This window comes from Cohnella faecalis, from assembly GCF_003570905.1.
Taxonomy (GTDB): domain Bacteria; phylum Bacillota; class Bacilli; order Paenibacillales; family Paenibacillaceae; genus Cohnella; species Cohnella faecalis.
Genome location: NZ_QXJM01000038.1, coordinates 1 through 24,501, shown reverse-complemented (window position 1 = coordinate 24,501; position 24,501 = coordinate 1). Strand labels below are relative to the sequence as shown.

Below are 24,501 nucleotides of genomic sequence, written 5' to 3'. Positions count from 1 at the left end.
AAGTCGCCCGACAGCGGCCCGTCGCCTTCGTCCGACCGACGACCGTGCCTACGGACAAAATGACGGGCGGCTGCGGAAATACCCAAGTGCTTCTCCCTCGCGAATCATCCGACTTCAACCTCCCAATCCGATCAGCCAATGCACAATGCCGACGAAGAAAGCGGCCACGACCCCGAATACGATGACCGAGCCCGCGAGCTTGAACATATTCGCCCCTACACCGAGAACGAGACCTTCGCTTCTGTGCTCGAGGCTGCGGAGCACATCGAGTTGGCGAAGCCGGTAAACGGAACGGCGGTCCCCGCTCCGGCCCATTGGGCGATTTTGTCATAGACGCCCAGCGAGGTGAGGATGATCGACAACAGAATGAGCACCGCTACGGTCGGATTGCCCGCTTCCTTGGAGCTCATGTCGAAAGCGGCGATAAAAAATTGCTGAATCGCCTGACCGAGCGTACAAATAGCGCCACCGACCAAAAAAGCTTTGACGACGTTCGAGAGAAAACGGCTCTTGAAGGTTCCCTCGCTTTCGCGAACTGCTGATACTCCTTCGGCGACATGGACAGAGGACGGTACGACGACCGTCCTCGAGGGGCTTGTTTAATAGCCATGCATAAGCCCTCCTTAGGTAACGTTGCTGTCACGTTCATTATTTACCGTAAGGAGCTGAAGTATGATAAAAGGAAACTGCCGCGAGCCTTCCTCGTTACTTCCCGTTGTAATCCGGAACCGCTGCGTAGAACAACCGGTCGAATAATTCCTTCTCGTCCGTTGTCTTGTCGAGAATGCCCAGTTCTTTTTGGTATTTGACGAAAAACTTCACGCTTTCCGCAGCGGTCTTAACGCCCGGGTTCCAATGATAGCTCGCCAGCAGCTTTTCGTTTGTCGCCGCGTCCGCCGACACGTATTTTTTGCCCGATTCGATTTCCGCCGTTTCCTTCGGATTTTTGCCGACCCACTCGGAAGCTTTGAGCAGTGCGCGGGTAATGGCCGCAGCCTTTTCAGGATCTTCATTGGCCACTTTGCCGCTAATAACGGTATAGCAGCAATAGCCGGACTTGAAAGGCTCGTCATGCCCGTTGCTGAGCAAGCGAACGTATTTCTTCTCGTCGATGGCTTGCTGCGCCGCCGGATCCCACACGATGAAAGCGTCGATCTCGCCTTTGTCGGCTGCCGTGGCCAGCTGCTGATTCGGATAGGCGCGCCATTCAACGTCCTTCTCCGGATCGATTCCTTGCTGCTTCAAGGAAATGGACAACGTTATTTGCGGTCCGCCTCCGATTCTGTCGATACCAATCGTCTTGCCTTTCAGTTGGCTGACCGAAGTAATGCCCGAGGTTGACGGGGTCACGAGCTGGATGCAGCCCGCGTGCAGCCCGCCGTCAGCTTGACGTCGAAGCCTTGCTCGATCGGCTTGAACCATGCAAAGTTGCCGATCGTTCCGTCGACCTTGCCGGTGGCGATCCCCGTCTTCAGCGTCTCGAAATCTTGCTGGACAAGAGAGACGTCCAGCCCTTCTTCTTTGAAAAAGCCTTTCTCGTATGCAACGAAAATAGGCGCTTCGCACGTGCCTCCAGAGTAGGAGAAAGTCACTTGCTTAAGCGGCTTGGCCCCTGCGGCTGACGGCTTGGATGAGCCAGATGCGGCAGGGCTCTTTGACGGAGCCGCGTCGGACGGCTGGTCGTCCTTGGTCGAACCGCAGCCTGACGCGACGGTTGCGGCCAACAGCACGGATGCCGTCGTCAGAACCCATTTTTGTTTGTGGTAATCGTTTTTCTTCATCTTCTTAGTCCTCCTGCATGTTTTAATATGTAAAGTCCTTCTCGCAAGATTGGGGACCTTTACTCCGAGGTTAGGTATAAGGGCGTCCCGCAAGCAGGCACCGCGGCCGATTTCGGATAGAGCCGGCCTCTGGAAAGAGGCCGGCTCGCCGAACGGTTAAGCGGGTTGACGAGATCGGACGACGCTTTCAAGCGCTTCGATAAAAATCCCTAATCCCTTCTCCGCCAGCTCCTTCGTAACAACCAAGGGCGGAAGAAAACGAACGACGTTCGAGAAATGCCCGCCTACTTCCACCAGCAATCCTTTCTTGTAGCACGCCGTCCGGATTTCCTTCACAAGCTCCGGCCACGGCTCCTTCGTATGTTTGTCCTTGACGATCTCGATTCCGAGCATGAGGCCTTGGCCCGAACTTCTCCGATCACTTCCGAATCCTGCGCGAACGAATTCAGAAGGTCGAGCAAGTGCGCCCCAGCTCCGCCGCATGCTGCGGCAGGCCGGAGTCCCGCATGAAGTCGATGGCGGCATTGCCTGCTGCCATCGCCGCCTGATGCCGCGGAACGTTCCGATATGAGCGCCCGGCTCCCACGTATCCAGCCGCTTGTCGTATGCGATGCATGAAATCGGGTATCCGATTCCGCCAAGAGCTTTGGACATCGTCATCACGTCGGCGTCACGCCCGAATGCTCGGCGGCGAACATCGCTCCCGTACGCCGAAGCCGGTCTGGATTTCGTCGAATATAAGCACCGATTCGTGCTTGTCCGCAATCCGGCGCAGCTCCCGCAAATAGCCGGGAGGCGGAATGATCGTCCCTCCTTCTCCTTGAATCGGCTCGACCAATATCGCTGCGGCTTGTCAACGCCGGAATGGCTGTTATCCAGCGCATTCTCCAAATATTTGGCGCAGCTAAGTCCGCAGGAATCCCGTTTCAAGCCGAGCGGGCAGCGGTAGCAGTACGGATAAGGCATGAAATGAACGCCCGGCTGCGCTTGATTCGTCCGAAGCCTCGTATTGCTGGTCACGGCCAACGCGCCGGTCGTCATCCCGTGATAGGAGCCTTGAAACGCGATGATCGTCGACCGCTTCGTATGGTAGCGTGAAAGCTTCAGAGCGCTTTCGACCGCATCGGAGCCGTCGGGCCGCCGAATTGGATTTTGGCCGATCCGGCCAGCGTTCCGGGCAGGACGGACTTCAAGTTCCGCATCAGCCTCAGCTTCGCTTCGGTAGGAAAATCGAGCGAATGATTAAGCTTCCGCTGCTGGGCGATGGACGCTTCAAGCACGTCCGGGTGGGAATGCCCGACGTTCAACGTACCCGCGCCGCCGAAAAAATCGACGTACAGGTTTCCGTCCACGTCTTGCAGCGTAGCTCCCCTTCCTTCCTGGAACGCAACGGGAATACCCCTGGGGTAAGATCTCGCGTTGCCTTCCAGCAGCTCCTGCTCGCGCAGAAGCTGCTCCGACCTCAAGCCGGGAACATGTCCATCGATCTTGGGGCATCGGCAAAGTGATACTCCGCAAAGCTCATCTCAATCCCTCCTTCAGACGATAGCCCGCCACGACCGCTTGCCCGAGCGATACTCCTCCGTCGTTCGTCGGCACCGCGAATGGGTTCTGACGTCGAAGCCGGCATCCGTAAGGGAAGTGAAGCAGCGCGTAAGCAAAAATCGTTCAAAAACACCCCTCCGCTCAGCACGACCGTTCGAAGCCCCGTATCCCGGCGAATTTCTTCGCATACCTCCGTTACCATCCGGACGACGGTGAGGTGAAACCGGTAGCTCAATTCCCCGGATTGATCGACTCGGATTCAAGCAATGCGACCAATTCCCCGAACAAAGGACGGAAGTCGATGCCGATGCCGTCGTTGTCCCGGATTAGCCGATACCGAAAACGCTGGCTGTTCGCGGCCGACTCGTCGATGATCTGCTCAAGCTCGATTGCCGCCTGTCCCTCGTACAAAATGGTTCTGCGAATACCGATCAAGGCGGAGACGGCGTCGAACAGGCGCCCCATGCTGGACGTCAGCGGGGAATTCACCTGGCGCGTAGCCATCCGGCTGAGCACGCTCAATTCGAACGGGTCGAGCTCCTTCACGAGCGGCAAATGCAGTCCCTTGATGTCGTCGCCGTACAATTCGGCCAGCAGCCCTATCGCGATCCGGTAAGGCTCCTTAACCGCCTTGTCTCCGCCCGGAAGCGCAAAATAATCGAGATGCGCTTTCCGCTCGAAGCCCAAGTAATCGCCGACCAGAAATTCGCCGCCCCATATTTTTCCGTCGCTGCCGTACCCCGTCCCGTCGAAAATAACGCCGATAACGGGCTCCTCCAAGCCGTTCTCGCACATGCAAGCGGCCAGATGCGCATGATGGTGCTGCACTCGCACGATCGGCAAATCCCGTTGCGACTCGGCAAATTGCGTGCTGTAGAAGTCCGGATGCGCGTCGCAAGCGATCACTTCCGGATCGATCTGCAGCAGCTTGCGGAAATGGCCGATCATTCGAACGTACGACTGGTAGACGTTGTGGTTTTTCAAATCGCCGATGTGCTGACTGACGAAAAACCGATTGTGCTTGCTCAGGCAGACGGTGTTCTTGAGCTCCGCCCCGAGTCCGAGCGCCGAAGGAAGCCGATGGTGAAAATCGACCGGGAGCGGAGCGAACCCGCGCGCCCGCCGGATGATAGCCGTCTGCCCTCCTCCCGGAGCTTCGCGGTCGTACCGGACGATCGAATCGTCCACCCGAATGTGGATGTCGCGATTGTGCACGAGGAAGTAGTCGGCTATGCCGGACAGCTTCTCGAACGCGTCCTCGTCCTTGTAGACGATCGGCTCGTCCGACAAATTCGCGCTCGTCGCGATCAAAGCGGAAAACCGGTCGCGCAAGAGCAAATGGTGAAGCGGCGTATAAGCGAGCATTACACCGTAGAAACGGTTGTTCGGCGCGACTTCCGGGTGGAAAGGATCGGATTCGCGCCGACGAAGCAGAACGATGGGCCGTTCTTTGGAAGAGAGAAGACGCTCCTCCTCCTCCGACACCTCGGCGAACAGCCGTGCCTGCTCGGCCGTCTCCGCCATCAGCGCGAAAGGCTTGCCATCCCGTTTCTTCCTTTTGCGAAGCTCCTCGACAGCCGACTCGTTAAGAGGATCGGCTACCAGATGATAGCCGCCGAGCCCCTTGACCGCGATGATCGCTCCCTGCTTCAGAAGCTCCGCCGCACGCCCAATCGGTTCGCCGTCCGGAATGGCCCTCCGTTGCTTGTCGAACAGCTTGACCTGGGGACCGCACGCCCAGCAGGCGTTAGGCTGCGCGTGAAATCGGCGGTCCCTTACGTCCTCGTACTCGCTGCTGCATTCCTCGCACATCGGAAAAGCGGACATCGTCGTATATTGGCGATCGTATGGAATGTCGCGGACGATGGAAAACCGGGGACCGCAGTTCGTGCAATTGATGAACGGATACCCGTGCCGCCTGTCCGAAGGATCGAACAGCTCCCTCAAGCAGTCTTCGCACACGTTCGTGTCCGGCGAAATCAACGTTTCCCGATCCTGCTTGCGTTCGCTCTCCAGAATACGGAACGAATCGTACTTCCCGGCGGTGACGGCGACTTGGTCGACCAGCACCACCTCGTTGACCAACGCAAGCGCCGGAGCCTTGTGCCGGACCTCGTGAGCGAATTGATCCAGAAGCGAACCTGTGCCTTGCACTTCCGCGATGACGCCGTCGGAATCGTTCAGCACCCATCCGCCGAGCCCGTACTTCTCCGCCAATCGGTAGACGAACGGTCGAAAGCCGACGCCTTGGACGATCCCTTTGATCCGGTACGTTCGCAGCTCTTGGCCCATACCGGTACCTAGCACAGACGGGGCAGCTCCGCCCCGTACAGCAGGTCTATCGTTTTCGTCTCGCCGTTCTTGGAGGTCAAGTGCACCCGCGTATCGGTCGTCTCGTCGACGACGCCGACAACCGCCGCCGAACGGCCGTAAGGATTTTGGCGAATTCGTTCGACGATGGCGGCACTGTGCTCCGGCGCAACGAACAGAATCAGATTGCCTTCATTGGCCAAATAAAGCGGATTGACGCCGAGCATATTCGCTGCCATAGCCGTCTCGTGGAGAATCGGCAATTTTTGCTCCTCGACCGAAATTCCTCTTCCGACCGCCGCCGCGATTTCGTTCAGCACCGTCCCGAGTCCGCCTCGCGTAATGTCCCGGATCGTATGAATGTGCTCGCTGAATGAGCCGTTCAAATCGGCAATAAGCTTGTTTAGCGGGGCGCAGTCGCTTTTGATTTTGGTCTCGAAGCCGAGCCCTTCGCGAATCGATAAAATATGAATGCTGTGATTGCCGAGCTCGCCGGTAACGATGACGTGATCTCCCGGACGGATCTGGGATACCGAATAGGAGCGGGCGTCCGGCGCGAACTCCCCGACTCCGGCCGTATTAATGAAGATTTTGTCGACTTCGCCCTTGCGGACGACTTTCGTATCGCCGGCGACGATGAGAACTCCCGCTTCCTTCGCCGCTTCCCGAATGGCATCCAAAATTCTCTCCAAATCTTCCACCGGGAAGCCCGTTTCGAGAACAAACGCCAGCGTCAAATATTTCGGGGTCGCGCCGCTCACGGCCAAATCGTTCACCGTTCCGCAAACGGCGACATGACCGATATTCCCGTTGCCGAAAAAGATCGGGTCGATAACGAACGAATCGGTCGTTACCGCGATTCTTCCTGCCCCGATCGGCAGAATGGCGCTGTCCTCCAACTTACCCACGTGCACCTCGCCCAATCTTTCCGTAATCGCGCCGATCAGCTCGCCGCTCAGCTTGCCGCCGGTGCCGTGATCGAGCACGATATGCTTCAGTTTTTCTTTGCTGATTACGCTCACATAATTCCCGCCTTTCTCCTAATTTTGATTTCCCTTATGGGATAGGAACGACTTCGAATGAAATGTCTGCGTTTTGTTTGATTGCTTCAATAATTTCTGCATTAGTCAGAATTCTCGCGCAATAAGAGCCGAGCCAATCGAGCGCCCGCTGCTTATCTTCCGCTCTGGCGGAGACGACTCCGTCTGGCGGAACGACAACGTTGAAGCCCCGGAAAAATCCGTCGGCTGCCGTCGTTTGTACGCAAATTTGCGTTTGCATGCCGGTAATGATGATTGTGTCGACTCCCAAGTTGCGAAGCCGCTCCTCCAGATCCGTTCCATAGAACCCGGAATCCTTGTTTTTCTCAAGCACGATGTCCGTATCTTCCAAGGCTTCCGCCAAAATTTTGGCTCCTTCCGAGCCTCTCGTCACGGGAAGAACGCCATTGTAGCGCTCCGCGCGCGGATCGTCCTCCAAGTAAATAAGCTGCAAATGGAAAATCGGCACTTCGAGCTCACGCAGCTCTTTCAAAAAGCTGATCAGTCCCGGAAGAAATTCTTTGACCGCCACTTGGCGCTCCTCGTTTTTGTTCACCAAATCGTACTGAAGATCGTTCGTCAAAACCGCGTATTTTGGCATCGCTTAATCTCTCCTTAAATGTTTTTTTATTAGCCCGCAAGCGCCTTGGATCGTATCCATGCCGCCAGATCCGCAATGGTCTGGAAGCCGAACAGATCTCTTGAGGCGATCCGGATGCCTTCTTTAGCCAAGTCGGCGGCAAGCCGCTCGCTTAGCAGGGAGTCCCCTCCCGATTCGAAAAAATTGTCGTGAATGCCGATTCGCTCGATACCGAGAAGGTCTTGCCAGGAACGGGCGAGCTTGCGTTCGATGTCGTCCCTCGGCTCCTCGTATGGATGCTCCGAGCCGAACCACGATACGTCCGGTTCCGGCAGCGCCAGCCGATTCAGCTTCCCGTTCGGGCTGAGTGGAAATTTGTCCAGGGTGAAAATAGCGGAAGGAACCATGAAATCCGGCAATCTCGACTTCACGTAAGACCGCAGCTCCGTAGACGTCGCGTCCTTGTTCGCCACCTCTGCATAAGCGATCAGACGCTTGCGCCCTTTCTCGCCTTCGCGGGCTTGAACGACGGCCTCGCTGACGGAAGGATGCGCGAGCAGCACGCTCTCGATTTCCCCCAGTTCGATTCGGAAGCCCCGGATTTTGACTTGATGGTCGAGTCTGCCGAAATACTGAATTCGCGAGTCGGGCAAAAATCGGACAAGATCCCCTGTTCGATACAACCTCTCCCCCGGCTTATCCGAGAACGGATTCGGCACGAACCTCTCCCCGGTCAGATCCGGGCGATTCAAGTATTCTCTCGCCAAACCGTCTCCGCCGAGATAAAGCTCCCCGTGAACGCCGATCGGCACCGGCTGACGTTCCGAATCCAGAATGTAGACGGTCGTGTTCGGAATAGGTCTTCCGATCGTCGGCTCGCCTTCTTCGCCTCCGCGCACAATCTCGTAGGTAGAGAACGTTGTATCTTCCGTCGGGCCGTACAAGTTGTAAGCTCTGACGACCGACGGATGCCGCTTGAACAATTGCCGCACAAGAGAGCCGAACAACGGTTCCCCGCCGAAATTGCATACGCGGACCGAATCCGGAATTCCCTTCGACCTTACGAGCTCGGCCACTGCGGACGGCACCGTATTGATCAGCGTCACTTCCTCGCGCGCCGGCAGCAGCGGCAGATGCAAGGCGTTCTCCGCCAGGATGGCTTTGCCTCCGGAGCCCAAGGCGACAAAAAATTCGAAGCAGGACATATCGAAGGAGATGGAAGTCGAAGCGAGTACGCCGGCGAAATCCTTCTCCGGCTCGAACAGCTCCTGCGCGGCGTATATCCATCGGGTCGTGCTGCGATGCTCGATGGCTACGCCCTTCGGCCGTCCGGTCGAGCCCGACGTGTAGATGACGTAAGCCAAATGGCGCGGCTCCGCCCCTCCCTCCGGATTGAGCGCCGATTCCGGGATATGACGTCCTGTTCCTCGTCGTATCGCACGATTTTCCCTTCGTAATCCGCAGGAAGCAGCGAAGCCAAATCCGAACGGGTTACGATGATCGGAGCGCGGGAATCTTCCAACGTGACCGCGATGCGATCCTTCGGATAGTGCGGATCGAGCGGCACGTAAGCTCCTCCCGCCTTGAGAATCGCGAACAGAACGACGGGAATGTCGAGCGTCCGTTCCAGAAATACTCCAACGAGCGTATCGGGGACGACGCCGTTCTTCCGCAAATAGTGCGCCAGCCGATTGGCCCGCTCGTTCAGCTCCCGGTAAGTCCACCTTTCTTCTCCGAATACGACCGCTTCCTTATCCGGATGGAGGGCGGCTCTCTCCTCGAACAAGCTGTGAATGGCGACTTCGGGAAAAGCTTTGGCCTCTCCGCTCCAATCGCCGAGCAGCAGCTCCCGTTCTCCTTCCGCCAGCAGGTTCAGCCTCTTCGCTTGCTCCTCCGGCTGCAACGCTATCGACTCCAGCAGCGTCAGGAAATTGTCCTTGAGCCTTTCGATCGTCCCGGCCTCGAATAGATCGGAATAATAATCGAAGCGGCCTATCGCGGCTTCTCCGTCGTCGATGACCGAGAGCCTTAGATCGTACTGCACCTCTTTGCGAGCCAGCCGAATCGACTCGAATGTCAAGCCGTCGGCAAAATCGAATTCCTTCCCTTCGTTCTCGAATGCAAGCGCTCCAAACCCGGCCGCATAACGGCCTTGCTGCTTTCGATAGGAATAGGAAGCTTGAAACAAGGCCGGAAAGCTGGGATCTCTGTCCGGCTGAAGCAGCTCGACCAGCTGCGGGAACGGGAAGCCCCGGCGTTCGTACGCTTCCGCCAGCGCCGTACCCGTCTTGCGGAAAAAGTCGGCGAATGCCGTATCTTCGGACAAATCGGATCTGACGACGACTGGGTTCGCATAACTGCCGATGCTCGCCTCTTGCGCGTCATCGTGCGGCGGAAGAAATACACCGACGAGCACGTCATCCTGGTTCGAGTAACGGTGAAGCAGCACCTGATAAGCGGCCAGCAGCAGCTCTTGAAGCTCAAGCCGCTCGTTCGCCGCCGCCTTCCTGAGCGACTGCGCAAGGCCGTCCGGAATCCGGAACGACAAGTCGGAGCCGCCGAAGGTGCGTACGGGCGGGCGCGGCTTGTCCGCCGGCAAGTGGAGAACAGGCAGCGTCCCGCTCAGCTTTTGCAGCCAATACGCTCTCGCCGCATCTTCGTCCCGACGATCCACGCGATCCGGTTGCAGCTCCGGTTCGTTAGCTTCTGTCCACAGCTTCTCTTCGTTGCCGTAACCGGAAAGAAGCTCTTCCAGCACGGCGAAGTACGAATCCGGGTCCAGCAGCAGCTGATGAGCCGTCGCAACTAGAACGGTATCGTCATCCGCCCTCCTCAGCAGTAAAATTCGAAACAACGGCTCGCCCCCAAGCTCAAATGGGCGATTCGCTTCCTGGTTTATCCGTTCCGCAAGCTCAAGCTCGCTCCATCCGGTAACGTCCAGCGTCTCCGCACGGATATTCGCGGAAGCGTTCAGACTTAGCAGCGGCGCGCCATCGCGCTCGACAAGCTCCGTCCGAAGCGACGGCTTTGCAATCGACAAGCGCTCGTAGACTCGCAGCAGCTTCCTCGAATCCAGCGTTCCCCGAACCCGGATCGCCCGCGACGTCTGGTAAGCCGAGCTTTCCGGGGCGAGGCGGCTCAAAATCCAGAGAGCCCTCTGTCCCGCGGTAAGAGCCTTCACGCTTGCCTCTTTTACGGTTTCGTCCATGAATGCTCGCGTTCCCTCCTTAGATGCCGAAGCGAAATGCTCCTCTTTCGGCTCTGCGTATTCATTCGCTTCCGTTCACTCCTCGTTATCCCTAGGCGCTCACCTCCTTCAAGGAAAAAAATAAGAGGCCCTTCCCCCTTTTCGGGAACAAGGCCTCCAGATAACTGGTCGGCTATGGACCATCTTCTGACTGCGTGCTCTGTCATCGCTCGTTAATTGGCTTTCTTCAGCCTTACGCGAATAATGTAGAAAATCAGGGCTGCCGCTACGATAGCCAGCATACTTCCGGAGAACGGCCGTTGAACAAATACGGAGGCATCGCCGTTCGACATGATCATCGACTGCCGGAACGACCTCTCAAGCACTTGCCCCAATACGAACGCAAGGACAAGCGGGCTAGGCTCGAAGCCGGTTTTTCTCATCACGTAGCCGAGCGCTCCGAATGCCAGTACGGCCCACATGTTGAACTCATCGTTGCCGAGGCTGTAGACGCCGATCATAGTGACGAGCACTGCGAACGACATCAGCACGACTCTCTTCACCCGCAAAATTTGAATGAAGACGCCGACGAACGGTAAGTTCAGGAGCAGCAGGATGGCGTTGCCGATGTACATGGAGGAGAGAACTCCCCAGAATACGTCCGGGTGATCGGCAATCAAGCCGGGCCGGGCGTAATTCCGTGCAGCAACAGCGCTCCGAACATCAGCGCCATGACGGCGTCCGTAGGAATGCCCAACGTCAGCAGCGGAATGAAGGCAGCTCCAGCGGCCGCATTATTGGCCGATTCGGGCGCTGCAACGCCTTCGATCGTTCCTTTCCCGAACTTCTCCGGCGTGCGGGACAACCGCTTTTCCAGCGAATAGGCTGCGACCGTAGCCAGAATCGCTCCGCCTCCGGGCAATATGCCGATGAAAAATCCGGTCACGGACCCGCGAACGATCGCCCACTTCGCTTGGGCGAAATCCTTCACGGACGGCCACAGCCTTCCGATTCGGCCGGGAAGAGCGTTTTCCTTCGATAAATTTTCCAAGCTGTACAAAATTTCTCCGATGCCGAACACGCCCATGGCGATCGCGGCAAAGTCGAAGCCTCCCAGCAGATCGGTCGAGCCGAACGTAAAGCGCACCGTTCCCGTCATCGGGTCCTGCCCCACGACGGCCAATATTAAGCCGAACGCCGCGCAGATTGCGCTTTTTACGAACGCCTTCGAGCCGAGGTAAGCGACCAATACGATTCCGAGAGCCGTAAGCACCGTGTACTCGGGAGCTCCGAATCGGACGGCGAATTCCGCCAAGCCGGGCGCCAGGAACTGGAGGCCGAGCAGTGCGAAGGTTCCGGCCGCGAACGAACCGATCGCCGCGATGCCGAGAGCGACTCCCGCTCTTCCTTGCCGCGTCATCTGATAGCCGTCCAGCGTGGTGACGACCGTCGCCGCTTCGCCGGGCAAATCCAGGAGGATCGAAGTGATCGAGCCTCCGTACATGGCGCCGTAGTATATACCGGCCATCATAATAAGCCCCGTCTCCGGCGGAAGAGTAAAGGCGAAGGGCAGCAGGAGCGCGATTGTAGCCGTCGGCCCGAGACCCGGCAATACGCCGACCAGGTTGCCCAGCACAACGCCAAGCACGCAATAAAGCAAATTCGTTCCGGAGAGCGCCACTTCAAAGCCGGATAGCAAAGCTTGAAAATCGCTCACGAATTCAACGCCCCGCACTCCATAGAGCCAGCAGCCAATCTTCGGGCAGCGGAACTTGCAGCGCCACCGCGAACAGAACGTGGCACAACGCCGTCAAACCGGCGGCAACGACAATCGAGGTCGTCCACTTCTCTTTTCCGAGCAGTCTCAGCCAGGCCAGAAGCATGATTCCGCCGGCCAAGGTCAGTCCCGCATACCGGGACAGCACGATGAACAGAACCAGACTGGCGATGGCTGCGAGGGGTAGGCGGGAGTCCCGCAGCAGCGCCGCGAACGGCTTCTTTTCCGATCCCGCTCCTCCCTCCGAATTTCCTATCAACAGAACGAAGGACGCCGTCAGAACCAACAAGCTTAGCAGCAAAGGCCATAGCCCGGGTCCCGGCTCGTTCCAGCTGCCGAGCTCCAGCTTCAAAGACTGGTAGAGGAAAAATACACCCAGCGCAAGCGTTAGCAAGCCGCTTCTCCTCAGAATCGCAAGCTTCGGAATCATCGATGCCGAGCCTCCTTTATTTTTTGAGAATTTCTTTATAGTAGGCGTAGGAGTCGTCAATGGCCTTGCGGAAATCGGCGGCGGAAGTAAACTCCGGATTGATATGAATGTTCTGGAACGTTTTCTTCACTTCCTCGTCTTCCGTAGCCGCTTTAATAGCTTTCTCCAGCTTGGCGATGACGTTCGCCGGCGTTCCTTTTGGCGCATACAATCCGTTCGGCGGCACCGAATTAATCGTAAAGTCGATTCCTTGCTCGGCCGAGGTCGGCGTATCCGGCACAACGGTCGACCGTTTGTCCGAAAGGACCGTCAGCGTCTTGAATTTTTTGTCATTGAGATAAGCGGGAAGCTCGGAATCGACGTTGACAATCGCCTCTACGTTGCTGCCCAGCAAGGCGTTGATCGTATCGACCCCTCCGTTGAACGGCACGATCTGGAACTGCAGCCCTTGTTTTTCCGCAAGCTGCTGAAGCGCCAAGTAGGACGTTGAAGCCGGGCCGGGAGTACCGATGCGAATCTTGTTCGGATTAGCTTTCACTTCATCCAAAAACTGACTTAAATTTTCGTACTTGCTGTCGTACGGCACAACTAGCACGTATGGAATAAGCATGTGCGCACCTACGGTTGCAAAGTCTTCCGGCGTATAGCCGACATCGTTCGATAGCGGGGTGATTACAGCAGGCCCTACGCCCGTGAAGCCTAGCGTATAGCCGTCCGCAGCGCTCTTGATTACTTCGTTCATCGCCAGAGCTCCGGAGCCTCCCGGCTTGTCGATGACTTCGACGGATTGGCCAAGCTCCTTCTCCAGCTTCGGCTGCAGAGCGCGAACGGACAAGTCGGCCGCCCCGCCCGCGGAGAAGGGATGAAAATGCGAATCGTCTTGCTCGGGAATTCCGCTTCCTTCTTTTTCTCGGAGCAAGCCGTAAGGGCAAGCAGCACAAGCGACATAACAAGCAGACTAACGACGGACTTCTTCATCTGGTAACTCTCCCTTTGTTGATTTCAAGATGATTTAGGTGTTGACTCCGGCAACCGGCAGCGGAGGCGGCGTTCCGTTCAAGGCCCAATCCCCGATATTGCGGAGCTTGTAATCGAGCGGATTGTGGAGCGTATGGATTCGGACGTTGCGCCAATACCGATCAAAGCCGTTGTCCGTCGTCGCCGAGCGGGTTCCCGTCAGCTCGAAAAAACGGTTGGCCGCGTCAAGAGACGCTTTCCCTGTCTGCACATTGGCGGCCGTAATGAGGGCAGCCGTCTCGGCCCTCTCCTCTTCGGACGTTCGGGCTCCAAGCGCAGTGACGCGGTCCAACTGTGCGGACGCTTGATCGGCCAAGCTTTCCGCCCCTTTAAGCTCCGCCCATAGCTCCCCGTATTTTCTTAATATATAAGGATCGCGGGAAGCGGCTTCCACCCCGGACAATGCATACGGCAGCGAATGCTCGTGTATATATTTGCGCGCCGCCTCCAAAGCTCCGAGTCCGATTCCCAAGTAAATATTGGTCAGCACGGACTGCGTAAGCGGAGGGCTGTAGCCGTCTTTGCCATAGCTTTCGTTTTCCTTCAAAATTTCGTCTTCCTCAAGCGCCACGTTGTCGAATGTAACCGTTCCGCTTCCCGTCTGGCGCTGGCCGAAGCCGTTCCAATCGTCGTGAACCGTCACTCCTGCGCGATCGCGCGGAATAACTCCTTGAAGCGTCTCCGACGTATTCGCGTCGCGGAAATAGAGCATGACCCGGTCGGAATCGGGGGTGCCGGTCGTAAACTTCTTTACGCCGTTCAGAATATATTTGCCGTTTTCCCAACTGCCGTCAGCTTGCTCGCTCCCCGCGAATTGGCGGTATTGCCCCAAAACCAGCCGTTCTCGGCCGTCTTCGTCAAAAAATGCTTTCTTTGCGCGGCCGTCCCTACCCGGTTGAAATTGGCCAGAACCGCCAGATGATAGCCGAACAAGTGCGCGACGGCTGCGTCTTCCTTGGCGAATTCTCGAACAATTCGCAGCGCCAGCGTCCAGCTCTGCCCATCTCCGCCGTATTCCTCCGGTATAATCAGCTTGAGCAGACCGCTTTCGCGAATCCAGTCCCGTTGAGCTTTTGGCGTACCTCCCGCCTTATCGCGTTCGGCAGCGTCCTCGGCAAATTTTTTGGCCAGCGAGACGGCTATTTCCAAATATTCTTGTTCGGTTTTTTTTCGATTTCCGATAACGCTCATGCGATCTCCTCCGTGGTCTTGGTTTCGATTTCGCCGATCCGTTCCGCGTCACGCGCCGCAAGCTTGCTCTTGACCAAGGGCAGCAGCTTGCGGCCTGCAATGTCCGCTTCCTCAAGATGCGGAAATCCCGACAATATGAACGAGCTGACTCCGGCATCGACGTATTCCAATATTCGGTCCGACACCTGGTCGGGCGTTCCGACGATGAGCAGCGAGCCGCCCGATCTGACGGTGCTTAATCCCGCCCAAAGATTGGGCCCCAGAATGTAATTGTCCTTCTTGGAAAGATCCCTTAGCTCGTTCTGACGCTTTTGGTTCGTCGCATCCGTCTTGCCGAACCTGCGGTTCGATTGCTCGATGGCGCCTTCCTCCGTCTTGCTGATAATATTCCAGGCGTCCTGCCACGCTTCTTCTTCCGTATCCCTGACCAAAATTTGCGCGCGAATGCCGTACCGAAGCGTGCGGTCGATTCCTTTGTCGGCCTTCAATTGCGCACCGATTCGTTCCAGGTCGGCAATCTGCTCCTTGATCCAATCGACCGGCTCCGCCCACATGAGATACACATTGGCCTGCTCCGCGGCTACCTGCTTTCCGGCAGGGGAGCTTCCTCCGAAATAAAGCGGCGGGTGAGGGCTCTGCACAGACGACGGATAAGAAATCCCGGCGTCGATATCGTAATAGTCGCCATGGAAACGAACCGGTTCAATCCCTTGATAAGGATTCTGGACGGTGAAGTAGCCTTCGTCCTGGCCTGCTTTTCCGTTGATCCATAAGCTTTTCACAATTTCCAAAAACTCGCGCGTTCGGTCGTATCTGCGGTCGTGCTCTTCCGCCAACGGATCTCCCATTACTTTCAAATCGCTGGCGGTGCTTCCGGTTACGACGTTAATCAAAAGCCGCCCCCCGGAAAGCGTATCGAGCGTCGAAGCCATGCGCGCCGCGAGAACGGGAGAAATAAGTCCCGGCCTCATCGCCACGAGCGGCTTGAAGGTTGTCGTCGCGTTAACTAAGGCGGAGCCTACTACCCATGCGTCCAAACAGGAACCGCCCGTAGGAATGAGAGCGAATGTAAATCCCGCCCGTTCGGCGGTCTGGGCCACTTCCGTCAAATAGGCCAGCGTGGACTCCCGTTCCGGTTTTACCCCGATGTAGCGGCCATCGCCGTATGTAGGGATGTACCACCCAAATTCAACTTCTTCCGGATTGTAAGCCAACCCTGTCGCCTCCTTCGTGGAATAAAAAAAGAGGCCCTCTCCCCTTGGGAAAAGACCTCCAGCTAACTGGTCGGCTGCTCTTTTTTTAATCTTGGGACTTATATTACTATCCGACTAGTTCGATGTCAACAATAATTTACCATAATTCAATCGGAATAGTCTGTTTACATAGGTATTGTTATTTTCGTTAAATACCGCATCATCATTGCAACTATCCGAATTACCGCTTTTTCACGCCCACAATAATGCTATTTAACTGGGTTAATATTATTATCGATTGCAAATTGAATCATTTCACAATTTCACTCTCACCTAGTATCATAGTCTTTCCCCGTGCGGGCTCCGGGGTTTTTTCGCTTTTTATAGCTCATGAATTTAATTCCATAAATACCATTTGGAATACTTGGTTTAAACGAGTGTATCATACGCTAGCCTATTTGATAAGCCTATTTCATTCCGCTTATTTTTATTTTTTCGCCCTCCGGGCTGCAAGCGCAGCCCCATCCTATAACCCTTTCCCGTTCAATAATTTTTCTTCAAATCGGCCAGCAAATACTCGCTGCTTGTCTCCAGCACCAGAGACAAAAGCGAGGTCTTCTCCGGCGCTAACGATTTAACGTCGTCGTACACGGAGGGAGCCGCATATACGTTAGCAGCTCGCCCAAGCAGCGACCTTAAGCTCTCGCGATCGCCGGCAAGCGCAATCGTATATCCGCTCCCCAGCGCAGCCAACCTCTCGGCCAACCAGCCTGCCATGAAAGGTTCGGCGCAAACGACTCCGATTTCTCGCGATTCTCCCAGCCGCGCCATTTCCGCAATCATTTTCAGATCAAGAGCAGCCTCTACTCTTATAGCCCGATCGGCCACGGACGGCAGCAAACATCGAAGCTCGTCCATGCCAGCCGAAGTCGTTACGATTATGTCATAACGGCCGGCTAGAGATGATGAGCCCTCCAAATCGCGGCGGAGTTCTTCGAGAGCGAGCCATGCAGGCTGTCCTCCCGTCACGCGGCGGATCTCCTCCAGAAAGAAGGCATGTTCGCCAAGGCGGCTGTCTACAAACAGCACTCGAGGCCGGCGATCCTTCAACGCCTGCAGTTGCAGCGCCGCCATGCTTAAATAGACGAATCTTTCAACATCAAAGCCCGCTTCCTCCGCGCTGTCCAGCAATCCGCGAGCAACGGGCGCAGATGCTTGTCGTTCGATTATGAGCTTCCGGGTAGCTTCCGTATCCGCAATCCACGAACCATGGCCTTGCCTCGTCTCCACGATACCTTCCTCGCGAAGCTGCATGTACACGGCTTGAACCGTATTCCGGTTGACCCCCAGCTCATGGGCCAGCGACGCAACCGGGCTTAGCAAGTCGTTCGGACTTAACCTACCCGAGCCAACCAGCCATTTCAACTGCTCGGTCAGCTGCGCATGCAGCGGCAAAGGACTGTCGGACCGGATTTCCAACCAGCGGTGCAGCATTTTGCTTGCCTCCTGTTTATCTATTCATCTAGGCTAATATTCATATTGAAACGTTAATCGGTTACCAAAACCGCCACGCTATGTTAGAATAGTGACCGCATCCATTATACATTAGGGGGGTTGTCTATGAATAGCGCACCGGCCTTACCGCTCCATATCGACGCTTTTTCTCCGATCCCTATCCATATTCAGCTCAGGGAGCAGCTCAAATGCCTGATCGGTTCGGGATTCGTGCGGATCGGAGACAATCTGCCTCCCGCCAGCGAGCTAGCGCAGCAATTGGACTTGAACCGCAACACCGTCATCTCCGTCTACAACCAGCTTTCCAAGGAAGATTACGTCCGCATTCGCAAGGGAGCAGGCACTCAGGTTATCGAAAACCCCCGAACGCACGAGGACCGCGAAATGCTGGCATTGATCCGGGGGGTTTTGCATAACGCAGGCGGCCCTGATTTCGATAGGGAACAAATGCCCGTCAGTCTGCTGGCTTTCCGGCAAATAAGGAAGAGCCTTGTAGGCGAAACGTCGCGGATTCTGTTCGTCGAGTTTCATCCTAACGAATATTTGGCGCACAAAAGCGAAATAGACGTCATCCCAAAAGCCGAAGTATCGCGGACGGCCATCGACAGCCTTACGAAGCTTACTCCCGCAGAGCTGGCGGAAAAACTGGCGGAATTCGACATGGTCGTTACCCCTTATGCGGGATTAAAGGACATTAGCGAGTTGACTGCGACGAGCGGAATCAAAATCGTGGCCGTAGGCGATATCCCTTATTGACATTCTTAGACAATGCGAGGAAACATAATGAAATTTGCGAATAAATCGGTGATCGTAACCGGTTCGACATCGGGAATCGGCAAGGAAATCGCCTTCGCCTTCGCCTCCCAAGGCGCGGACATAGCCATTATCGGCCGCAACGCCGACAAAGGGAAAGAAGCCGTCGACACTATTCGCGGCATGGGACGGCACGCCGTTTTTATCGCGACCGATCTGACGAACGAAGCATCCGTGAAAAAGATGGCCGATGAAGCGATGCGTTCATTGGGCCGGGTAGATGTGCTCGTCAATAACGCCGGACATCTCGTATCCGGAGCCGTTCCGGACATTCGCCCCGAAGACTGGCACAAAACGTGGCAGACCAACGTGACTTCCGTCTATCTTGCTTGCCACTACTTGCTCCCCCATATGCTGAACAACCGCTCCGGCGCAATCGTCAACATCGCTTCGGAGACTGCGCTGAAAGGCTACAAGAACAGAGCTGCTTACGGAGCGGCCAAAGCCGCCGTCATCAGCTTGACCAAATCGATGGCCGTCGATCACTCGGAAGCGGGCATTCGCGTCAATTGCCTTTGTCCGGGAACCGTGGAGACCGAGATGTTTAATCACTTGCTCACGCACAACCTCGATCCGAACAGGCATAAGCAGGCCATGCTGGACCGACGGCTGACCCCCTTCCTTGGCACGATCGGCGAGGTCGCCAAAGCGGTGCTTTTTTTGGCTGATCCGGATATGAACTACATGACCGGCTCTGTGCTCACCCTCGACGGAGGCTCCAGCGTCAAGTAAAGCCGAGCCATTAGTCCGAACGCCCGGAACTCTTTTTTAGACACCCTTCGCCCGTACAGGCACGGATAGGCGTCAACCCACATACATTTAGTAATGCTTCTTTTCGCCTATCTTGCAGCCGGAGGTGGCCCATCCGTGCCCGGTTTTATCGCTTCGATCGCCCTGTTCGTGAAACAGCTCGCCCTGCTCGTCTCATACGTCAAAAACAACGCTTTCCCCCAACCGCTGACCGACGAGGAGGAAGCGCTGCACTTGCAGCGCATGAGCCAAGGCAACGCCCATTCCCGCAATTTGCTTATCGAGCACAACCTGCGCCTGGTCGCCCATATCGTCAAGAAATTCGACAACACCGGAGAGGATCTCGAAGACCTCATCTCCATCGGTACGATCGGCCTGATCAAAGCTATCGAAAGCTTCCAGACGGGAAAAGGAACGAAGCTCGCCACTTTCGCGGCGCGCTGCATCGAGAACGAGATACTCATGCACTTGCGTTCATTGAAAAAAACCCGCAAAGACGTCTCGCTGCACGACCCGATCGGCACCGACAAGGAAGGCAACGAGATTACTTTGCAAGATATACTGGGCACCGAGCCCGACGAAGTCGTGGAGAAAGTTCAGTTGAAGATCGAGAAGAGCAAAATATACCGAAACCTGGACATTCTTGACGAAAGAGAGCAAGAGGTTATTCGGGGAAGGTTCGGTCTGGACGGTGGCGGCGACGAGCGAACGCAGCGGGAAATCGCGCGTGAGCTGGGGATTTCAAGATCGTATGTGTCGCGGATCGAAAAAAGAGCGTTGATGAAGCTTTATCACGAGTTTTATAAGGCGAAACGTTGAATGAAAGCGAAACTAAAAGCCTCAAGCATTGACCGACAAGTCATTTGCTTGAGGCTTTCCATTTGCACGTTACACAACAATGACAGGCAGTCCTAACCGTTCCATCTCTTCACGCAGCGAAGGAGAAATGCCTTCATCGGTAATGATATGTTCAAGCTCGTCAAGCCTGCATACCTTTGCCAAGGCGGTATTGCCAAATTTCGTATGGTCACAAACAAGAGCGACTTGCTTTGCCGCTTCAAGCATTAGCCTTTTGATGTTTTGTTCGACGAAGGTTGTATTGCTTACCCCGAAATGAATATCCACTGCATCTGCAGACAAAAAGGTTTTATCTACGCGAATCGAACGGAAAAACGTCTCTGTAATATTTCCGATTAATACATTTACGTCTTCCCGCTTCATCCCGCCTGTAACCATCACTTGAGTTGACGGATGAAAAGCAACGGTAGAAGCGATATACAAATCATTTGTAATGATCGTTAGTTTCGTATGATTGACGAGTTGTTTGGCAATTTCGATCGTCGTGGAGCCGGAATCCAAAATAATAGAGTCGCCGTTTTCCACTAAATCGGCAGCAGCTTTGGCGATTCGGCGTTTTTCATCCACCGCCATCGCGCATTTATCCAAATAAAGCTGCTCAAAAGCCGTTCGTGTTGAAATGGACGCAGCGCCGCCATGCGTCCTCGTCAGCTTCCCTTCGGTCGCCAACAGCTCCAAATCTCTGCGAATTGTAGCCTCCGAAACTTCGTCGAACAATTCCGCAAGCTCTTTGACTTGTGCGCTTTCATGCTTCATGACGTAAGCGACAATCTGTTTTCGGCGCTCAACAGGAATAAGCCCGTATTTGGCTTTTTCTTGCAAGGTATCCATATGTTCTCCTCCGATAAATCTACATAAAACCATATTACTAAAATTTTCAAATCTTTTGCAATAAACACTTAACATTTAGACCAACATGGACATTTTTGAATATTATATAGTAATGATCATTATATTTTCCAACGAGCAGTGACCATCTTTTTGCGTGTATAAAATTCTACTCCATCCGTCCCATTCGCATGCAGATCGCCATAGAACGATTTCTTCCATCCTGAAAACGGGAAAAATGCCATCGGCGCCGGTACACCGACATTAATGCCCAGCATCCCTGCATCAATCGTTTCGCGGAATCGGCGAACATATCGAGCATCATGCGTAAATAGGCAAGCACCGTTTGCAAATTCGCTTTCATTCGCGATAGCAATCGCCTCGTCCAGAGAGTCCGCTGTACGATAGGACAGCACTGGCGCAAAAATTTCTTCCTTCCAAATTTGCATATCTGAATTAACTTCGCTAAAGATGGTAGGGCCTACAAAATAGCCTTTGTTGGCACATGCCTCATCACGGCGTCCATCTCGCACTAGCTTAGCGCCTTCTTCAACGCCGCTTTGGATATACGCCAATGTGCGTTGCTTGTGCTCCTCGCGGATGACAGGCCCCAAAAACACGTCCTCTTCCATACCATTGCCGATTTGAATCGCATCCGCAGCTTCGGTTAGCTTCTCCAGCAGCCTATCTTTGATTGTGCCAACCCCGATTACGACTGCGCATGCCATACAGCGTTCACCTGCGGAGCCGAATGCCGCTGCCATTATATCCTTCACTGCCGTATCCAAATCTGCATCTTCCAAGACGATCGTATGGTTCTTCGCACCTGCAAGCGCTTGTACTCGTTTTCCCGCAGCTGCAGCTTTTGTATACACATATTCGGCAACTGGCTGCGAGCCAACAAACGAAATCGCCTTTACTTTCGGATGTTCCAGCAAGCCATTCACAACGTCGTGGCTGCCGTGAACGACATTGAATACGCCATCCGGCAATCCAGCCTCTGTGAACAGCTCAGCGAGACGATTAGCGAGAAGCGGTGTCCGCTCCGATGGCTTCAGCACAAACGTATTGCCGCATGCAATGGCTATCGGAAACATCCAGCAAGGCACCATCATCGGAAAGTTGAATGGCGTTATCCCGCCGACAACGCCGATTGGATAACGATACATGCCCGATTCCATATCTGTAGCTATGTCCGGCAATTGGCGACCCATCATCAAATTAGGTGCGCCGGCAGCAAACTCCACGCATTCGATGCCGCGTTGAACTTCACCATATGCATCCTTGTACGTCTTACCGTTCTCCAGCGTAATGAGTCGTGCCAATTCATCCCAATGCTCAACTAGAAGCTGCTGATACTTAAATAAAATACGCGCCCGTCTAGGGACAGGTGTCATACTCCACATGCCAAACGCTGCACTAGCCGCTTCAACCGCAGCATCCAGCTCCGATTTGGATGACAGCGGGACTGTCGTCAATCGATCTCCCGTTGCCGGATTGAATACATCTATACGATTTTCCGATTGCTGCGATGCCCAAACACCGCCAATGTAATTTTGTACTTCATTAAAGAAAGTCGTCATGTCGGATCACCTCTAATAAATTTATTTGCCGCCAGCTAGTTTTTCCGCAGCTCGTACATGCGGTGCATCAAGCTTTTGGTGCTTTGATATAAATCTTTAAATACCGAATAATACGGCATATATTTTTGATGTTCTAATCGATTTGGCGTAACTTCATGATCATATTGAACCCACTCCGATAAAATTCCAGGCTGCAAATGTCCCGAACCTACTGCAGCTAAGAAGGCGTCTCCATAGGATGCCCCGATAGTGACCTTCGGCACCTTTTGTACCTCTGCCGCAATATCGCTTACGATTTGCAGCCACAGCTCATTTTTGGTTCCGCCTCCGACAGCAACAAGCTCGGACGGCATCGCACCAATTTCCTTCATCACTTCCAGATGATGATTGATACCGTAGCCGACACCTTCCAATATCGATCGAAACAGGTGTCCGCGGGTATGAGCGAGTGTTAGACCGAAAACGACGCCGCTTGCCATAGGATCCTGGATGGGGGTCCGCTCTCCGCTAAAATAGGGCAATGTAACCATCCCTTCGCTGCCAGGCGGGATATGGACCGCTTCCCCCATTAACGACTCGAAAGCATGTTTACCCGAATATTGCTCAGCTTTTACCAGATCCACGGCAAATTGATCGCGCATCCAGCGTGTTATCGCTCCGGTTGTGGACATGCCTCCCAGCAGCGCGTACGTGTCTGGAAATAAATAAGGCGCCGACCATAAACGGCTATCTTGTATAGGCTCATTGGTTACTTCTATAAAAAATGCAGTTGAACCGTACATGAGCATCATTTGACCGGGTTTCACTACACCGACGCTAACGGCTTCCGCAGCGGCATCGCTTGTACCGATTATGACAGGAGTTCCACGACTTAAGCCTGTAAGCTGAGCGGCTTCATCCGTGATCACGCCCGCAATATCCGTCGTCCAACCGATTTCAGGCAATTGATCGATCTCAACGATATCTTTGCAAAATTCCGGATACCAAGCGTGCTGTTGACAATCATAGAACGGCGTAAATCCCGCTCCTGCCGTATAATGATCTACCTTGAACTTCCCCGTCAGTCTGTAAACCAAATAGCTGGTTGCCGTTAAAAATCGAGCTGTTTGGGCATAAACTTCCGGCTCATGCTTTTTGATCCAAAGGATCTTCGGTCCGACCGCCTGCGTAGATAAATCGTTGCCGCACCTTTGAAACACATTGCATGGCCGAATCGATGCTCCAGCTCTCGAATCTCCTCCACGGCGCGCGTATCGATACCGTACAAAATAGCCGGCCGAAGGGCTTGCCTTCACGATCGACAGGCAATACCGCAGGCGCGATCGCCGAGCACCCGATCGCTTTAATTTGATCGCTGCTTATGCGAGTCGCTTGCAAAATACGCTCGACAAGCAGACAAAAATCATGCCACCAGACGCCATCTGCATCGTGCTCCGCCAAACCAGGCTTCGGCACGATCATTTGATGTGAGATCACTTCATGGTGAACAATACGTCCTTCCAAGTTTGTAAGAACCGCCTTCGATTCGTAAGTACCGATATCTACTCCCAAGAAGTAAACGCCTTCTGCATCCACTAGGACCCCACCTTTGCCATCAGCCATCGTTGTCTAAAGGAGAATGGGCAACTACTCACGTCCAAACGGAGCGCCGGGCTTCGCCATTTGCACATTTGTACAATCAAACGGGCAACTGCTCTAAATCCTGCATATCGCATACTTCTACCGCAGAGTGGGAATACCTCGCAGGGAAACCGATATCGATCGTCGGAATGCCGCTATCTACTAATTGCCATAGGAAGCATCCGTTAATATTCCTGACATTGCACCGCGTTGCAACGAAATATGGGCAGCTTCGGCAGCTTCACGTGTCCATTTCACCATACGGCGAGGCGGAATCGTACCGTTGAGCGTACCGCGTCCATGGAAGTTGTACATGCTTACAACCGCCCGCGCCAAGCGCAATATCGTTGCTGTCCTTCAAATCAGGCGTATCCGCCGCAATGTTAATATCGATGCAAATCGCGCAATCCGGCTTCAACGCTTGCGCAGCGACCATCGCGCCCGTAAGTTAAACTCCTCCTGCACAGCACCCACAATGTAAAC

26 protein-coding genes and 2 pseudogenes are annotated in these 24,501 nt (G+C 54.8%); 3 read left to right on the top strand and 25 right to left on the bottom strand.

All coding sequences use genetic code 11. The features are described 5' to 3' along the window. Nucleotides 1-114 precede the first annotated feature (114 nt). From spoVAC to D3H35_RS12800, 19 genes and pseudogenes are all read right to left on the bottom strand, one after another. A pseudogene (gene spoVAC / locus D3H35_RS12880) lies at nt 115-610 on the bottom strand (stage V sporulation protein AC). A gap of 95 nt (nt 611-705) precedes the next feature. After that, nucleotides 706-1,422 carry an ABC transporter substrate-binding protein gene (locus D3H35_RS12875; protein WP_119149758.1) on the bottom strand — a complete coding sequence of 239 codons (717 nt, stop codon included), beginning with the start codon at nt 1,420-1,422 and terminating at the stop codon, nt 706-708. Next, a complete protein-coding gene (locus D3H35_RS33535; RefSeq protein ID WP_119149757.1) occupies nt 1,347-1,781 on the bottom strand; it encodes an ABC transporter substrate-binding protein in 435 nt (144 codons plus the stop codon). The genes D3H35_RS12875 and D3H35_RS33535 overlap by 76 nt, the downstream gene beginning before the upstream one ends. Before the next feature lie 156 nt (nt 1,782-1,937). Beyond that, entirely contained in the window at nt 1,938-2,852 is a 915-nt protein-coding gene (locus D3H35_RS32385) for an aminotransferase class III-fold pyridoxal phosphate-dependent enzyme (RefSeq protein WP_267901390.1), read from the bottom strand. Between the two features lie 32 nt (nt 2,853-2,884). Next, entirely contained in the window at nt 2,885-3,247 is a 363-nt protein-coding gene (locus D3H35_RS12860) for an aminotransferase class III-fold pyridoxal phosphate-dependent enzyme (protein ID WP_158594091.1), read from the bottom strand. Then, nucleotides 3,244-3,528, bottom strand: coding sequence for a hypothetical protein (locus D3H35_RS34835; RefSeq protein WP_411675148.1), 285 nt, complete (start codon nt 3,526-3,528; stop codon nt 3,244-3,246). Before D3H35_RS34835 ends, D3H35_RS12860 begins: the two co-directional genes overlap by 4 nt. A gap of 29 nt (nt 3,529-3,557) precedes the next feature. Next, nucleotides 3,558-5,633: a carbamoyltransferase HypF gene (gene hypF, locus D3H35_RS12855; protein ID WP_233567910.1), complete on the bottom strand. Its 2,076-nt coding sequence runs from the start codon at nt 5,631-5,633 to the stop codon at nt 3,558-3,560. Continuing rightward, nucleotides 5,627-6,658: a hydrogenase expression/formation protein HypE gene (hypE, locus tag D3H35_RS12850; RefSeq protein WP_199728516.1), complete on the bottom strand. Its 1,032-nt coding sequence runs from the start codon at nt 6,656-6,658 to the stop codon at nt 5,627-5,629. The genes hypF and hypE overlap by 7 nt, the downstream gene beginning before the upstream one ends. Before the next feature lie 34 nt (nt 6,659-6,692). After that, complete coding sequence (locus tag D3H35_RS12845; protein WP_119149754.1) at nt 6,693-7,277, bottom strand: cysteine hydrolase family protein; 585 nt, start codon at nt 7,275-7,277, stop codon at nt 6,693-6,695. A gap of 29 nt (nt 7,278-7,306) precedes the next feature. After that, on the bottom strand, nt 7,307-8,620 hold the full coding sequence (locus tag D3H35_RS33530; RefSeq protein WP_158594090.1) for a non-ribosomal peptide synthetase: 1,314 nt from the start codon (nt 8,618-8,620) through the stop codon (nt 7,307-7,309). Beyond that, on the bottom strand, nt 8,569-10,464 hold the full coding sequence (locus tag D3H35_RS12835; RefSeq protein WP_119149752.1) for a condensation domain-containing protein: 1,896 nt from the start codon (nt 10,462-10,464) through the stop codon (nt 8,569-8,571). Before D3H35_RS12835 ends, D3H35_RS33530 begins: the two co-directional genes overlap by 52 nt. 212 nt (nt 10,465-10,676) lie before the next feature. Next, a pseudogene (locus D3H35_RS32375) lies at nt 10,677-12,079 on the bottom strand (tripartite tricarboxylate transporter permease). A gap of 85 nt (nt 12,080-12,164) precedes the next feature. After that, on the bottom strand, nt 12,165-12,650 hold the full coding sequence (locus tag D3H35_RS12825) for a tripartite tricarboxylate transporter TctB family protein (RefSeq protein ID WP_119149751.1): 486 nt from the start codon (nt 12,648-12,650) through the stop codon (nt 12,165-12,167). Nucleotides 12,651-12,666: 16 nt separating this feature from the next. Next, nucleotides 12,667-13,485: a Bug family tripartite tricarboxylate transporter substrate binding protein gene (locus tag D3H35_RS12820; protein WP_158594089.1), complete on the bottom strand. Its 819-nt coding sequence runs from the start codon at nt 13,483-13,485 to the stop codon at nt 12,667-12,669. Then, entirely contained in the window at nt 13,389-13,628 is a 240-nt protein-coding gene (locus tag D3H35_RS30755) for a hypothetical protein (protein WP_158594088.1), read from the bottom strand. Before D3H35_RS30755 ends, D3H35_RS12820 begins: the two co-directional genes overlap by 97 nt. Nucleotides 13,629-13,662: 34 nt before the next feature. Next, nucleotides 13,663-14,499 carry an acyl-CoA dehydrogenase family protein gene (locus D3H35_RS12815; protein WP_119149749.1) on the bottom strand — a complete coding sequence of 279 codons (837 nt, stop codon included), beginning with the start codon at nt 14,497-14,499 and terminating at the stop codon, nt 13,663-13,665. After that, nucleotides 14,427-14,858, bottom strand: a complete 432-nt coding sequence (locus D3H35_RS12810; RefSeq protein WP_119149748.1) for an acyl-CoA dehydrogenase family protein — start codon at nt 14,856-14,858, stop codon at nt 14,427-14,429. The genes D3H35_RS12815 and D3H35_RS12810 overlap by 73 nt, the downstream gene beginning before the upstream one ends. Beyond that, the gene (locus D3H35_RS12805) at nt 14,855-16,072 is read right to left on the bottom strand and encodes an LLM class flavin-dependent oxidoreductase (RefSeq protein WP_119149747.1); all 1,218 of its coding nucleotides are present in this window, start codon (nt 16,070-16,072) and stop codon (nt 14,855-14,857) included. Before D3H35_RS12805 ends, D3H35_RS12810 begins: the two co-directional genes overlap by 4 nt. A gap of 522 nt (nt 16,073-16,594) precedes the next feature. Then, nucleotides 16,595-17,545, bottom strand: a complete 951-nt coding sequence (locus D3H35_RS12800; protein ID WP_119149746.1) for a GntR family transcriptional regulator — start codon at nt 17,543-17,545, stop codon at nt 16,595-16,597. A gap of 126 nt (nt 17,546-17,671) precedes the next feature. Here D3H35_RS12800 and D3H35_RS12795 point away from each other — a divergent pair, with 126 nt between their 5' ends. From D3H35_RS12795 to sigK, 3 genes are all read left to right on the top strand, one after another. Continuing rightward, nucleotides 17,672-18,322: a GntR family transcriptional regulator gene (locus D3H35_RS12795; RefSeq protein ID WP_119149745.1), complete on the top strand. Its 651-nt coding sequence runs from the start codon at nt 17,672-17,674 to the stop codon at nt 18,320-18,322. Between the two features lie 27 nt (nt 18,323-18,349). Beyond that, on the top strand, nt 18,350-19,111 hold the full coding sequence (locus D3H35_RS12790) for an SDR family NAD(P)-dependent oxidoreductase (protein WP_158594087.1): 762 nt from the start codon (nt 18,350-18,352) through the stop codon (nt 19,109-19,111). A 135-nt stretch (nt 19,112-19,246) separates the two neighbouring features. Then, on the top strand, nt 19,247-19,948 hold the full coding sequence (sigK, locus tag D3H35_RS12785) for an RNA polymerase sporulation sigma factor SigK (RefSeq protein ID WP_119149743.1): 702 nt from the start codon (nt 19,247-19,249) through the stop codon (nt 19,946-19,948). A 69-nt stretch (nt 19,949-20,017) separates the two neighbouring features. Here the strand turns inward: sigK and D3H35_RS12780 are convergent, their stop codons facing one another. The 6 genes from D3H35_RS12780 to D3H35_RS12755 form a co-directional block, all read right to left on the bottom strand. Next, the gene (locus tag D3H35_RS12780) at nt 20,018-20,893 is read right to left on the bottom strand and encodes a DeoR/GlpR family DNA-binding transcription regulator (RefSeq protein WP_119149742.1); all 876 of its coding nucleotides are present in this window, start codon (nt 20,891-20,893) and stop codon (nt 20,018-20,020) included. 44 nt (nt 20,894-20,937) lie between these two features. Continuing rightward, nucleotides 20,938-22,398, bottom strand: coding sequence for a CoA-acylating methylmalonate-semialdehyde dehydrogenase (locus D3H35_RS12775; protein ID WP_119149741.1), 1,461 nt, complete (start codon nt 22,396-22,398; stop codon nt 20,938-20,940). Nucleotides 22,399-22,433: 35 nt separating this feature from the next. Continuing rightward, nucleotides 22,434-23,597: an FGGY-family carbohydrate kinase gene (locus D3H35_RS33525; protein ID WP_158594086.1), complete on the bottom strand. Its 1,164-nt coding sequence runs from the start codon at nt 23,595-23,597 to the stop codon at nt 22,434-22,436. Continuing rightward, nucleotides 23,524-23,973 (bottom strand): FGGY family carbohydrate kinase, encoded by a 450-nt coding sequence (locus D3H35_RS33520; protein WP_158594085.1) that lies wholly within the window; start codon nt 23,971-23,973, stop codon nt 23,524-23,526. The genes D3H35_RS33525 and D3H35_RS33520 overlap by 74 nt, the downstream gene beginning before the upstream one ends. Nucleotides 23,974-24,076: 103 nt before the next feature. Beyond that, nucleotides 24,077-24,208 (bottom strand): hypothetical protein, encoded by a 132-nt coding sequence (locus D3H35_RS34830; protein WP_119149759.1) that lies wholly within the window; start codon nt 24,206-24,208, stop codon nt 24,077-24,079. Nucleotides 24,209-24,259: 51 nt separating this feature from the next. Beyond that, nucleotides 24,260-24,454, bottom strand: a complete 195-nt coding sequence (locus D3H35_RS12755) for a hypothetical protein (protein WP_119149738.1) — start codon at nt 24,452-24,454, stop codon at nt 24,260-24,262. Nucleotides 24,455-24,501: the final 47 nt, after the last annotated feature.

Excerpts from the sequence above, each read along its gene's own strand:
- D3H35_RS12875 (WP_119149758.1), bottom strand. The coding sequence starts at position 1,422 with ATGGTTCAAGCCGATCGAGCAAGGCTTCGACGTCAAGCTGACGGCGGG.
- D3H35_RS33535 (WP_119149757.1), bottom strand. The coding sequence starts at position 1,781 with ATGAAGAAAAACGATTACCACAAACAAAAATGGGTTCTGACGACGGCA.
- D3H35_RS34835 (WP_411675148.1), bottom strand. The coding sequence starts at position 3,528 with ATGGTAACGGAGGTATGCGAAGAAATTCGCCGGGATACGGGGCTTCGA.
- D3H35_RS12845 (WP_119149754.1), bottom strand. The coding sequence starts at position 7,277 with ATGCCAAAATACGCGGTTTTGACGAACGATCTTCAGTACGATTTGGTG.
- D3H35_RS12835 (WP_119149752.1), bottom strand. The coding sequence starts at position 10,464 with ATGGACGAAACCGTAAAAGAGGCAAGCGTGAAGGCTCTTACCGCGGGA.
- D3H35_RS12825 (WP_119149751.1), bottom strand. The coding sequence starts at position 12,650 with ATGATTCCGAAGCTTGCGATTCTGAGGAGAAGCGGCTTGCTAACGCTT.
- D3H35_RS30755 (WP_158594088.1), bottom strand. The coding sequence starts at position 13,628 with ATGAAGAAGTCCGTCGTTAGTCTGCTTGTTATGTCGCTTGTGCTGCTT.
- D3H35_RS12810 (WP_119149748.1), bottom strand. The coding sequence starts at position 14,858 with ATGAGCGTTATCGGAAATCGAAAAAAAACCGAACAAGAATATTTGGAA.
- D3H35_RS12800 (WP_119149746.1), bottom strand. The coding sequence starts at position 17,545 with ATGCTGCACCGCTGGTTGGAAATCCGGTCCGACAGTCCTTTGCCGCTG.
- D3H35_RS12795 (WP_119149745.1), top strand. The coding sequence starts at position 17,672 with ATGAATAGCGCACCGGCCTTACCGCTCCATATCGACGCTTTTTCTCCG.
- D3H35_RS12790 (WP_158594087.1), top strand. The coding sequence starts at position 18,350 with ATGAAATTTGCGAATAAATCGGTGATCGTAACCGGTTCGACATCGGGA.
- D3H35_RS12780 (WP_119149742.1), bottom strand. The coding sequence starts at position 20,893 with ATGTTAAGTGTTTATTGCAAAAGATTTGAAAATTTTAGTAATATGGTT.
- D3H35_RS12775 (WP_119149741.1), bottom strand. The coding sequence starts at position 22,398 with ATGACGACTTTCTTTAATGAAGTACAAAATTACATTGGCGGTGTTTGG.
- D3H35_RS12755 (WP_119149738.1), bottom strand. The coding sequence starts at position 24,454 with ATGGTCGCTGCGCAAGCGTTGAAGCCGGATTGCGCGATTTGCATCGAT.